The sequence below is a fragment of the Empedobacter sp. UBA6745 genome (assembly GCF_002453775.1).
Classification (GTDB): Bacteria; Bacteroidota; Bacteroidia; order Flavobacteriales; family Weeksellaceae; genus Empedobacter; species Empedobacter falsenii_C.
Genome location: NZ_DKHL01000004.1, coordinates 133,744 through 146,617, shown reverse-complemented (window position 1 = coordinate 146,617; position 12,874 = coordinate 133,744). Strand labels below are relative to the sequence as shown.

The following is a 12,874-nucleotide window of genomic DNA, read 5'->3' as shown; positions in this document are numbered from 1 at the left end:
AACTATTTGAAATTAAAATATGGCATTAGAACAAGTTCTTACTCCTAAACAAAAAGCTTTAGAGATCAATTTGAATCCGAAAATATACGGTTCTTTTGCAGAAATTGGAGCAGGTCAAGAGACCGTTCGTTTTTTTTATCGCGCAGGTGCTGCTTCGGGTACTGTTGCAAAAGCGATGAGTGCTTATGACAAAGAAATGTCCGATTCGATATATGGTGTAGAAGAAAATCGTCGTTATGTGACACAAGCTCGCCTTAAAAAAATGCTGGATCATGAGATGGAATTGATGAAAGAGCGTCTAATACACGATCACTACAAAGAAAAAGCATTTTTTACGTATGCAAATACAGTGACAACAATTGATTATTCGAAGAAAAATGAAGGTCAAGGTTGGATTGGTTTACGTTTCAAATTGAATGCAGAAGAAGAAAAAGCAAACGAAATTATTTTTCACGTAAAATTCAAAGAAAATACAGCTCAATTGCAACAAGAAACTTTAGGTGTTTTGGGTGTTAATTTGATTTACGGTGCTTATTATTACTACGATAATCCTCGAAAATTAATCAAATCTTTGTACGATACATTGGATAAAGATCAGTTAGAAATTGACATGATTAACTTTCGTGGTCCACAATTCAAATATGTTGATAATCGTTTGATGTCGCTTCAATTGGTTAAAAATGGAATGACTGATGTTGCGGTTTTCAATCCACAAGGAAAAAATATTTTACCTGCCGATTTATTATACAAGAAAAATATCTTCGCTGTTCGTGGCTCTTTCCGTCCTTTTATGAATGTAAATATGGATATGTTCAAAGGTGGTTTAGAAATTTTCAAACAGGAAGATGATGTTCGAACAGATAATACCGAAATTTTATTTGAGATTACACTTTCTAACTTGATTGCTTCTGGTTTTGAAGGGGAATTGAATGAACGTGATTTCTTAGATCGCGCTGATATTATTGGTAGTTTAGGTTACAATGTTATCATTTCTAATTTTTCTGAATATTATAAATTGGTTGATTATTTCTCGAAATTCACCCGAAATCAAACCAAAGTTGGTTTAGCAATGGGTGTTAATAATTTGGTCGAAATTTTCAATGAGCAATACTATGCCGATTTACCAGGCGGAATTATGGAAGCTTTCGGAAAATTATTCAAGAAAAATGTAAAAGTTTATCTGTATCCATATTTAGACAAAGAAAAAGATATTTTGTTGACGTCGAAAAATCTACAAGTAAGTGATAGCGTGCACGAATTGTACAAATATTTCTTGTATAACGGAAGAGTTCAAGATATTTTGAATTACAACAGAGGTTATTTAGATTCTTATTCGCGCCGAATTTTAGAAAAAATTGCCAATGCCGAACAAGATTGGGAAAACGAATGTCCAGAAGGTGTTGCAGATATGATCAAAGACCGTGGAATGTTTGGCTACAAATTGAAATATATTTTGGAGTAAATTCTAGTATGTCAATCTGAACTCGTTTCAGATTCTCATCATAAACAATATGCGATGTTGAAATAAATTCAACATAAAAAACCACTTCTGCAGAAGTGGTTTTTTATTTTAATAACCTCATTATTTATTGATAAAATTTTTAAAATCATTAAATAAAAGCTGAAAAGTCTTTTCCAATTGAACATCTGAAGTAGTAGAAGCCGAAACTCCTTCATGTTTAAACTCTAAAATTGATCCTGATTCTTTCGCATAAATCTTTTCTAAATTTTGTAAATCATAAGCTTCAAGAATAATATGATACTCTCTTTTCACCTGATTATTATTCATTGAATTATCTTTTTTACCATTTTTATAAGCAGGCTTTAATAATGTTTTCAACAGTAATAAATAATCTTTATTTGTCTGTTCTTTTATTAAAATTAATTCATCTTCCGTCAATTGATATTTAAAATCATTTACATCAAAATCTATAAAATTTTGTTGAAGATATAATTGAGAACCAAAAAGAGATTTGAAATCATTATCAACCTTTTCATTAAATTTTACAGCATTAAATGGAAAATTATTTTTAACCAATAAAAAGGTTTTGTCAAGATGAACTAATTTCTTATCTGGATTTAATAATACATCTGTTAATGCATATTTTGGTGAGTAACAAGAATTAAAAAAGCATAAAATACAACCAAATAAAAATATTTTTCTCATACATAAATATTAGTGAATTTTAAAGATAACAAAAAAGCTCTGAGTTTCCTCAGAGCTTAAAAATCATTATATAAAAATTCTTTCGAATTAATCTTCAGCAAATAATTCTGCTTCGTCAGCTGGATTATCAATAGAAGGTTTTCCATCTACTGGCTCACCTTTGATTAATGCGACAATTTTAGCTTCAATTTCTTCTGCCAATTCAGGATTATCTTTCAATACTTCTTTTACAGCATCTCGACCTTGTCCTAATTTGCTATCGTTGTATGAATACCAAGAACCAGATTTGTTTACAATTCCTTTCTCAACACCCATATCCAAAATTTCTCCAACTTTAGAAATTCCTTCACCGTACATAATATCAAATTCTGCTTGACGGAATGGAGGTGCAACTTTATTTTTAACCACTTTTACTTTCGAATGATTTCCGATTACCTCATCTCCATTTTTGATTTGAGTAGAACGACGGATATCCAAACGTACAGATGCGTAGAATTTTAAGGCATTACCACCAGTTGTTGTTTCTGGATTACCGAACATTACCCCAATTTTTTCACGTAATTGATTAATAAAAATTGCTGTACATTTCGTTTTATTGATTGTTCCTGTCAATTTACGTAAAGCTTGCGACATCAAACGCGCTTGTAATCCCATACGAGAATCTCCCATTTCACCTTCAATCTCCGCTTTTGGAGTAAGAGCCGCAACAGAGTCAATTACGATAATATCTATCGCTCCCGAACGAATTAAGTTATCTGCAATTTCTAACGCTTGCTCACCATTATCTGGTTGAGAAATAATTAAGTTTTCTACATCGACACCTAATTTTGCAGCATAATAACGGTCAAAAGCATGTTCTGCATCAATAAAAGCAGCGATACCACCAGCTTTTTGGGCTTCAGCAATAGCATGTAAAGTCAATGTTGTTTTACCAGAAGATTCTGGTCCGTAGATTTCTATAACACGTCCGCGAGGATAACCTCCTACTCCTAACGCTAAATCTAATCCTAAAGATCCAGAAGGAATTACTTCTATTTTATCATCAACAGCCGAATCTCCCATACGCATTACAGTTCCTTTCCCGTAAGCTTTGTCCATCTTATCTAAGATCAGCTGTAACGCTTTCTTTTTATTGTCTAAATCGCTCATTATATTATTTTTTATTTTTCTAAAATTTGTTTTGCGTGTTCTTTTGTTTTCACTTTTTCGATTACATCTGTAATCACTCCTTTTTCATCAATGATGAAAGTTGTACGATGAATTCCATCAAATTCGCGTCCCATAAATTTCTTTGGTCCCCAAACCCCAAAAGCATTCAAAATTTCGTGATTTTCATCTGCAAGCAAAGGAAAAGGTAAATTATTTTTCTCTGCAAAATTCTTTTGTCTTTTCACAGAATCTGCACTTACTCCAACCAAATGATAACCTTGAGCTTTCAACGCATTTTCGTTATCGCGCAAATCACATGCTTCGGCTGTACAACCTGGTGTACTTGCTTTTGGATAAAAGAAAACGACTAATTTTTTTCCTGCAAAATCTTGGTATGAAACTTCGTTTCCATCTTGATCAATTCCTTTAAAATCTGGAACTTTATCTCCTATTTTTAACATCTTGATTTATCTTTAGAACTTCTCGTAAAAATAATGATTAAATCTTGAATCATAACTGATTTAACTAATTAATCTTTTATTTATACTACAAATGTAATGCTATACAACGCCAAAATAAGTCGCTTAAAAATTCTTCTTTATTTATTCCTATTTTATATATCTTTTTTGATAAATTGAGGTTCTGTTCCATCTCGATAAGCCATAAAATGTGGCGATAATACTTCAATTCCTGCTTCGTTTAGTTCTAAAACTAAAGCTTTTCTTAGATTAGAATAAATGACTTCTTGATTATGTGCATTTGTAATAAACGCATTTATTTGATAAGTGATATAAAAATCATCTAAACGTAATTGAAACACGAAAGGAGCTGGATCTTTCTTAATTTCAGGTATTTTTAACGCTGCTTTTTTAGCGACTTCATGAACTTTTTCAATTGGAATATTATAACCTAATGCGAATTCTGTATAAATAATTAAACCTTTATTCGAAGAATCTGTACTATAATTTGTTGTATGACTATTCATCACTGTAGAGTTCGGGACAGAAACTATCTCATTTTTAATGGTACGTATTCTGGTTACTAATAAATTTCTTTCTATGATTTCTCCTGTAACGTCACCAATCTTGACATAATCTCCATTAGAAAAAGCACGAGTATATGTTAACATCAAACCCGACATGATATTTCCTAATGCACCAGCCGAACCAAATGTCACTAAAATACCAACAAACACAGATACACCTTGAAAAATAGGAGATTTAGCTCCTGGTAAGTATGGAAAAATAACAATCATTATAAATATCAAAAGAAGTACTTTAAATATTTGATAGGTTGGTTTTGTCCATTCTTTATAAAATCCATTAATTGTCAATCTACCAGAATCCAATTCTTCAGAAATGAAATCTAAAAATTTAAAAATCAATCTAAATATTATAATAATAATTGTGATTGTTAATAGATTTGGTAAATAATCAATGACTGCTCTTGCTATTTTTTTAAGCGGTGTAAGCAGATTTTCTAGAAAAACAGCTGAATAACCTTGAGTAGAAGGAAAAAAATTGAATAAAATAGGAATTGCTAAATATATTAAAATCAAAATTATAAGCCAGCGGATTATTCCTACTAAAAACCACAAGTACTCTATTTGTTTATTTTCGTTAAAGAACTTAAACTTCTTTTTAGTAAATGGAGATAAAATATTTCTTTTATTTCTAAATAGTTTTAGTTTTAGCCAATATGTACCTTTATTTATTAAAAAAATTAAAAAACTTACAACAGAAATTAACAATATTGCATATAAAGTTCCTTTAGCCAAAGTTGGTAAACTAACATCTGAACGGTGTTTTTCTATAGAATCCGCTATTACATTAGCATACTTATCAGATAATTTATCTAAAGAAGTATTCTCCCATAAAGCATCTTGCAAACCAACACTTGCTATTATATCTTCATCAGAATAGATTAAATATTGATTTTCATCGCTTGATACTTTTATTGAGTCTTTGTTAAAATCATATGATTTTGCTAATTCTATAATTTTTTCTTCAATAGAACGAGCGCGTTCTTTCATTGTAAAACCTCCAACCCCTCTATATACAATAAACAACGTATCGTGAAAAGGTACAACTGGAACTCCTTTATTAATTAATCTTAAAGAATCAATTTTGTCTTTATATCGTTTTGTAACAATAGAATCCCTACTTTTTAGGAATTTCAACTCTTTTAATAGTGATTCCTTTTCTTTAGAAGTTATTTGTATTCCTGCAAATTTATTCTCTAATTCAATTCTTTTTATCGAATCCTCTTTACGTTGATTTGAAAATTCTACTAATCGTTTTTCTAATGACTTTTGCAAAGAATCTTGTCCTTTCGAAAAACAAAAAAAGAAGAATGAGAAAAGAACAATAAATATATTTTTTAACACTTTTGTTATATCTAAAAATCTTCGATAAATTTATGAACAAAAGTGTTAAAATTGATTCTTAGTTTTTAAATAAATTTGATTTTCTATTTTTACACAAAAAGTCTCAGAACTTATGATGTTAAAGAAAGAACGTATCCAATTTGTGATTGATGAATTGGAAAAATTATATCCAGTTCCACCAATTCCATTAGACCATCAAGATGCTTTTACATTATTGATCGCCGTTTTATTATCTGCCCAAACAACAGATAAAAAAGTGAATCAAGTAACACCCGAATTATTTGCGAAAGCTTCTAATGCAAAAGCAATGTCGTTATTAGAAGTAGATGAAATAAAATATTATATCCGTGAGATTGGTTTATCAAACACAAAAGCCAAAAATATCAAACGATTATCCGAAATTTTAATCGAAAAATACGATGGAGAAGTTCCCGAAGGTTTTGAAGAATTAGAAGAATTACCTGGCGTTGGACACAAAACTGCTTCGGTTGTGATGTCGCAATGGTTTGGTCATCCAGCTTTTCCTGTCGACACACATATTCATCGTTTGATGAAGTTATGGAAATTGACAAAAGGAAAAAATGTTGAGGAAACAGAAAAAGATGCAAAAAAAATATTTCCAAAAGAGTTGTGGAACAAATTACATATTCAAATCATTTATTATGGACGTGAATATTCTCCCGCACGCGCTTGGAGTTTAGATAAAGATTTTATTACTCGAAAAATGTTCGAATAAAAAAATACCTTCCAAAATGGAAGGTATTTTTCTTTATTATTTTACAATTTCAAAAACTTGCAAACGAAGCTTTATCGTATCAACTTTGCTCAACGTATCTTGCAAAACCAAATATTTTGGATCTAACTGCTTCACATAATAATTGTACGTTGTATCTTTTGTTTCCATTGTCAACAAACGTTTTGTTTTAGACGTATTATACACATACGTTCCTGTCGTTTGTTCTTGCACACAATTCCCTTTTTCGGTTTTATACATGTTAGAATTATAATTCTTAACATCCGAAAAATCTAATATAGATTGACGTTCACAAGCCAATAGTTTGTCTGTTGTCGTTATATTTCCTTTCGTTTCTCTAATTTCTTTCAATTGCCATTTTCCAGATCGCAATAATTGATCTTGCGATATTGCCAATGAATCGTCTTCTTTGCACGAAAAAATTGAAAGAAATAAAATTGATACTAAAAATAGGCTGAATATATTTTTCATTCGGTTCAATAATTATCTGGTAAAAATAAAGATTTTGAATGACGTAAAGTGAATATAAAAAATAAACCTGAAAACTTATTTTCCTTATTTATTGTTTACGTAAAATATCATAACTGATTGTGTTTGCTATTTTCTCGAATTCTTTATCTGAATCTACAATTTTTTTATCAATATATGTTTCAAAAGTTATCGTATTATCTTGATTAATTTTCACAATTCTATCTTCAAAAATATAATCATCAATGTAAAATTGAATTCTATTATCAACAATTCGCCACAATGTTAATCGAGGCTCACTAGGAAAACAATTGCCATTATTTCCTTCTACATAATTATAAATAGCATATCCATTATCCCAAATTGTATAATTTCTCATTAACCGACAATCATCAAATTCTTTAGACACTTTTTTGCCATTTTCATAAAAGCCAGATTCTTGTAATTTCCAAAAACCAATCACATTATCAGGTTTTAATTGTTGAGAAAAAATTTTTGAAGAGAATAAGATTAATAGAATTAAAATAATTTTTTTCATAAGATTGATTTACCTTGTAAAGGTATATTTTTATCTTATCAAATAAAAAGAATGAAAAAATTCATACTAGAAACTTCCGACAAATATCCAATTGCCGTAACCTCTTTTGGCGAAAACAATGCAACCAAAAAAATCATTGTCATTTCGTCTGCAATTGGTGTTAAACAAACTTTTTATGCTAAATACGCAACGTATTTAGCTAATAAGGGATATTTGGTTTTCACGTATGATTATCGCGGAATCGGCGACTCTAAACCAAAAAAATTAAAAGATTTTGAAGCGCATTTTACAGATTGGGCAGATAAAGATTTTCTAGGTTTGACACAATATATCGAAGAATTTTATCCCTATCACGAAAAGTTTTTAATTGGTCATAGTATCGGTGGAATTATGATTGGTTTGACACGCGCTTACAAAGTTTATGATAAAATTGTAACGATTGGTTCTCAATATGGTTATATCAAAAATTTTCATCAAAAAGATAAACCAAAAGTAAATTTCTTTTTTCGTATTGCAATTCCTATTTTATCTGCTTTTTACGGATTTTTTCCTTCTCAAAAGGTTGGAATGGGTGAACCAATTCCAATTGGAATTGCGAAAGATTGGCGAAAGTTAATTCTGAATGAAACTTCGATTTTAGGTTATGCAGATGAAACGCATAATTTGTATGATGAAATTACAAAACCTGTTTTAATCATTAGTTTGGATGATGATTTTATGGCAACGCCAAAATCTGTAGATTTATTTGCACAATTAGTTTTGAAGAATGCGAAGAAAAAACGTTTGAATATCATTCCTAAAGAATATGGATTGGATGAAATTGGACATTTAGATTTCTTTCGAGAAAAAAATAAAAATGAAATTTGGCATATTCCTCTTGATTATATTGAAGAATAAAAAAGCTCGAGAAGTATCTCGAGCTTTTAACTTTTTATAAACGAATTCCAACTCCGCCCAAAACATTAATTCCGGCTTGAGGGAAATAATATCCACCTTCGTAATAATAACCATTCGATTCGTATTTAACATCAAATAAATTATTAATCAAAAACGAAAATTCAAGGTTTTTAATTCCTTTTACTTTTGGCGAATATCGAATCAAAAGATCCGAAACTAAATAACTATCTAATTTTCCATCTGCTGGTTCTGTATTTGATAAATATTGTTCACCAACATATTTATTCGTCAAATTAATCAATACATTTTTGAAAGGAACAGCTTCAAAACCGAAAGCAGAAATCACATCTGGCGAAAGCGCAATTTTTGTCTTTCCGTACTCTTTCACAGAAGAACTTCCGTCAACATTCCAAACTTCCTCTTTGTAATTATCATGTTTGTTTTCGCTAAACGTAATATTTCCAAAAACATTCAAACGATTCGGAATAATCTTATAGTTTGCATCAAATTCGACTCCTCGTCTATAACTTTTTCCTGAATTTTCGCGAATCGGCGTTCCTACATCATTCAATTTCCCAGTTGGGACCAATTGATTTTTGTACGCCATATAATATACATTTACGCTCAATGATAACTGTCCTGACTTTTTATAACCCAATTCATAATCTTGTAAAAATTCAGCCGTCGGACGCTTGCCATTATTCTCATAATCTACACGAAGTGGCTCACGATGCGAAATTCCATAAGAAGCATACATCACATTTGAAGAATTAATTTTAAAATTTAACCCAGCTTTTGGATTCACAAAATTGAATTTATCCGAAAATGGTCTAAAATCTTCGTCATAATTTTCTCCATTTGGCAAATACTTCGCATCATAATCAACATAACGATATTGCAAATCACCAAACAATTCAAACTTATTCAATTGATACAATACTTTCGCATATGCAGCCAATTGTTTTTTTACAGAACGATTGTTGTAATATTTGAAATCCTTATCCTTAAAATCTGTTCCTTTTACCCATAAGACATTTCCATAATGATCGCCATCATATTCGTTTGCAGATAATCCGAAAAACACTTTGAAATTGTTTAATTTTTGATTTTCAACTTCAAGATTAAAACCATAAAAATCATTATCAAGATATTCTCGATTGATTAAATTTCTTTTATCTGAAGTTAAATAATCCAATTTATAGCGTTTCAAACCGCGATTATTTTTATAGCTCTCGTAATAACCTTTACCTTTTGTATAATGAACTGTTAAATTTGATTTCCAATTATTCCCAAAATCTTGTAACCACGAAAGAAAATAATGATTTTGACGATAATTATCAGTGTGATTTTTATAAAAACCTTCAACTTTTCCATTTTCGTCTAAAATCTCTCCTTCAGAATTATATGTTCTATCATTTTTCAAAGTTTCGGCATCTACACCACTCCATGCTTGATACGTTTGTTCTTTTCCAAACATATTCTGAAATCTAAACTTTGTTTTTTCATTCAATTCATATAGAGCTGTAAAATCATAAGAGATTAAATCTGACCAAGATCTGTCTACATATCCATCCGAATTTATCTTAGAAAAACGTCCATCAATACTCAATTTATTGTTTAGTATTTTTCCCGTACCAGCCTGAACTGTATATTTTTGCGTTTTATAATTTCCGAAAGAAACATTTGTTTCTGCAAAAGGAACGGTAGACGGATTTTGAGATTCGATGTTAACACTTGCTCCAAAAGAAGCCATTCCATTTGATGAAGTTCCAACTCCTCTCTGAATCATCATAGAACTTGTTGACGAAGCCAAATCTGGCATATTCACCCAAAAAACACCTTGAGATTCAGGATTATTAAGCGGAATTCCATTTAATGTAACGTTGATAGATTGTTCATTAAGTCCACGAATTTTGATAGACGAATAACCAATTCCCGTTCCTGTATCGGAAGTTATAGAAACAGACGTAGCAGAATTTAACAAAGTTGGAACATCTTGCCCCAAATTCTTCTTTTGTAACATTTTATCAGTTACCTTTTCAACTGTAATCGGAAGTTTTTCGACAATTGAAACTTCTCCTAATTGAATTTCTTCTTTTTGAATAGAATCTTTTTCTTGTGCATAAAGAATAGATGCACCAAATAATGACAATAAAAAAATCGACCTTTTCATAATTAATTTTAAAAAATATTATGAAAGGAGCCATCTTACACTTTTATAATTTACGCGCGAATGTAATTTGGTGAAGTACCAGTTCCCTTAGCAGCATTACCTGCCCAGGTTCTTTGGGTATAATCTCAGCCTCTTGTAAAGAAGCACCCCTTTCGATTGAATTTCAAAGGTAATCTTTTTTTTGAAATTTAAAAATTTCTTCATTTTTGATTATCTTTAGAAACTTTCGGGCATAAAAAAACCTTCTGGTTGGTATGCCGAAGGTTTTTTTGGGTTTAGTAATAGAAGATAGATTGATTGACTTTTAATAAAAATCAACTGGTCTAGTTGGTATGAATTAGATTTATTGGTTATTAAATCTGAAGCAAAGAAACAGTAGAAATTAGTTTTCACAAAAAAATCGACGCCTCATAATGTCTACAGACAAAAAAAAAGCGTCTACGAATTGTCTACAAACTATTTTATTGTATCTTTACTCATTAATTTTAAACTCTTTACCTAAAACCAAAACTGCAAATTTATGAATCATAAACTGCAAATTTTAAAACCTTTTTTATCCTTTTTTATCCTTTTCATTGGAATTTTTCCCGTTTTTGCTCAAAATGATATTCAAAAAAGCATTAATAACATTGAAAAAAACACTATTGATGGAAAATTTAATGATGCTGAAGAAGAATTAAATATTTTACTAAAACGAAATAATGATAATCAACTAAATAAAGTAATTATCTATATAAACTTTGTTAATCTTTATGCAAATAAAGATGATTACGACAATGCTTTAAAATATGCTAATTTAGCTAAAGAAATAGCTGATAAAACAGTTGATAAGTTAGATGACTCATATACATCTTATGCTTTTGCAAAATTGTATTTATTGAATAGTATGTATGATAAAACAATCTATTATTCGAATAATGCTTTAAAATCACTTACAAATTATCCTAACGAAAACATATTACGATCAAAGATCTATCTTTTGATGTCTATGACTCATTCTAGGACAGGCGTCTTCTCTGAAGAATATAATAATTATATTACTAAAGCACTTTTTTATGCAAGAAAAAGTAAATCTCTTTTAGAATTATTATCTGCTTATTCAGCAACTACATTAATGTATTATCATAAATATCAGAAAAGTAATAACCCTAAGGATTTAGAGAAAATTTTTCAGAATGCTGAAATAAATTTAAGTTACATTAATGAAAATAATATTGATATAGTTCCTATTAAAGCCGCTTCTATTACCTATAATAATTTAGCTTCTTTAATAAACACATACCCTTATAGAAATTTAGACAAAAATGAGCGGTATAATTTAGCCGAAAAATATGTTAAAATAGCTTTAGATTATTCAAGTAAAATTAATAATCCTGATTTAAAATCTACTTGTTATTCAACATATGCTGAAATCAGTGAAAATAATGGAAACAATAAACAAGCTGAAGAATATTATTTGAAAGCTTATGAAATTGTCAAATCTGTACGTAATTTAAGAGACATCAGTACAATTAATACAATTGTAAAACTAATTTCAAATTTTTATGAAAAAAATAATGAACCTACAAAAGCTCTAAAATTCAATAAAGAATCATTGATTTATACACAAAAAGCGTATGAAAAAGCGTATGAAAATAAACGTAATGTACTAGAGGCTTTTTATAATTTTGAGCGCAAAAATGAAGAAATTAAACAACTAAAAGAAAAAAATCAAATCTTTTCAAAACAACGCATTTTGTATTTATCTCTTATTGGTATTTCAATAATTGGAATTGTGCTAATGGTTTATATGTTCATTTACAAACAAAAATTAAACAAACAAAAAACCAATTTATTAGAAGCTGAAAAACAAGAAACAGCTTTAACTTTAAAATTAGAGTTGGAAGAAAAAGCTCGTTTAACAGCTGAACGAAAATTACTTGATATACAACAAGAACAATTACAAAAGAAAGCATTAGCAACATCATTGCAATTAAATCATAAAAATTCTTTCATCAGTGAATTAAAAGAAAAAATAAAAGATGATCAAAATTTCAATATCAATAAAGTTTTAAAAGACGAACGTCTTACTGATAATAATTTCAATGGATTACAAACCATTGTACAAGATATTCATCCTAATTTTTTCAAGAAAATGAACGAAATATCTAAAAATAAACTCTCTGCTCAAGATTTAAATTATGCAGCTTACATCTATTTAAATATGGATAATCAACAAATTTCTAACTTATTGAAAGTTGAGAACAAGACCGTTCGTATGACAAAATATCGTTTAAAACAAAAGATTGGTTTATCAAAAGATGTTGATTTGCAAAAATTTATTCAATCCTTAGAATTATAAT

At 29.4% G+C, this 12,874-nt stretch carries 11 protein-coding genes; 4 read left to right on the top strand and 7 right to left on the bottom strand.

Features of this window, described 5'->3' with window-relative positions; genetic code table 11:
- Window positions 1-19 precede the first annotated feature (19 nt).
- Window positions 20-1,462, top strand: a complete 1,443-nt coding sequence (locus B4H69_RS02170) for a TonB-dependent receptor (RefSeq protein ID WP_291092558.1) — start codon at window positions 20-22, stop codon at window positions 1,460-1,462.
- A gap of 120 nt (window positions 1,463-1,582) precedes the next feature.
- Here the strand turns inward: B4H69_RS02170 and B4H69_RS02165 are convergent, their stop codons facing one another.
- From B4H69_RS02165 to B4H69_RS02150, 4 genes are all read right to left on the bottom strand, one after another.
- Window positions 1,583-2,167, bottom strand: coding sequence for a hypothetical protein (locus B4H69_RS02165; RefSeq protein ID WP_180905424.1), 585 nt, complete (start codon window positions 2,165-2,167; stop codon window positions 1,583-1,585).
- A gap of 87 nt (window positions 2,168-2,254) precedes the next feature.
- Window positions 2,255-3,316, bottom strand: coding sequence for a recombinase RecA (recA, locus tag B4H69_RS02160; protein ID WP_180905425.1), 1,062 nt, complete (start codon window positions 3,314-3,316; stop codon window positions 2,255-2,257).
- Between the two features lie 11 nt (window positions 3,317-3,327).
- Window positions 3,328-3,783, bottom strand: coding sequence for a thioredoxin-dependent thiol peroxidase (gene bcp, locus B4H69_RS02155; RefSeq protein ID WP_115002189.1), 456 nt, complete (start codon window positions 3,781-3,783; stop codon window positions 3,328-3,330).
- Window positions 3,784-3,929: 146 nt separating this feature from the next.
- Complete coding sequence (locus B4H69_RS02150) at window positions 3,930-5,702, bottom strand: mechanosensitive ion channel family protein (protein WP_180905426.1); 1,773 nt, start codon at window positions 5,700-5,702, stop codon at window positions 3,930-3,932.
- A 115-nt stretch (window positions 5,703-5,817) separates the two neighbouring features.
- Here B4H69_RS02150 and nth point away from each other — a divergent pair, with 115 nt between their 5' ends.
- A complete protein-coding gene (nth, locus tag B4H69_RS02145) occupies window positions 5,818-6,438 on the top strand; it encodes an endonuclease III (protein ID WP_180906877.1) in 621 nt (206 codons plus the stop codon).
- A gap of 36 nt (window positions 6,439-6,474) precedes the next feature.
- On the opposite strand, the gene B4H69_RS02140 is transcribed toward nth, so the two are convergent.
- Together B4H69_RS02140 and B4H69_RS02135 are read right to left on the bottom strand one after the other, a co-directional pair.
- Window positions 6,475-6,927: a lipocalin family protein gene (locus B4H69_RS02140; protein ID WP_180905427.1), complete on the bottom strand. Its 453-nt coding sequence runs from the start codon at window positions 6,925-6,927 to the stop codon at window positions 6,475-6,477.
- A gap of 88 nt (window positions 6,928-7,015) precedes the next feature.
- Window positions 7,016-7,462, bottom strand: a complete 447-nt coding sequence (locus B4H69_RS02135; RefSeq protein WP_180905428.1) for a lipocalin family protein — start codon at window positions 7,460-7,462, stop codon at window positions 7,016-7,018.
- 51 nt (window positions 7,463-7,513) lie between these two features.
- On the opposite strand from B4H69_RS02135, the gene B4H69_RS02130 reads away from it, so the two are divergent.
- Window positions 7,514-8,359 (top strand): alpha/beta fold hydrolase, encoded by an 846-nt coding sequence (locus tag B4H69_RS02130; protein ID WP_180905429.1) that lies wholly within the window; start codon window positions 7,514-7,516, stop codon window positions 8,357-8,359.
- A 34-nt stretch (window positions 8,360-8,393) separates the two neighbouring features.
- Here B4H69_RS02130 and B4H69_RS02125 read toward each other — a convergent pair whose 3' ends face one another.
- Window positions 8,394-10,532, bottom strand: coding sequence for a TonB-dependent receptor (locus tag B4H69_RS02125; protein WP_180905430.1), 2,139 nt, complete (start codon window positions 10,530-10,532; stop codon window positions 8,394-8,396).
- Window positions 10,533-11,052: 520 nt separating this feature from the next.
- On the opposite strand from B4H69_RS02125, the gene B4H69_RS02120 reads away from it, so the two are divergent.
- A complete protein-coding gene (locus B4H69_RS02120) occupies window positions 11,053-12,873 on the top strand; it encodes a hypothetical protein (RefSeq protein ID WP_180905431.1) in 1,821 nt (606 codons plus the stop codon).
- Window position 12,874 lies beyond the last annotated feature (1 nt).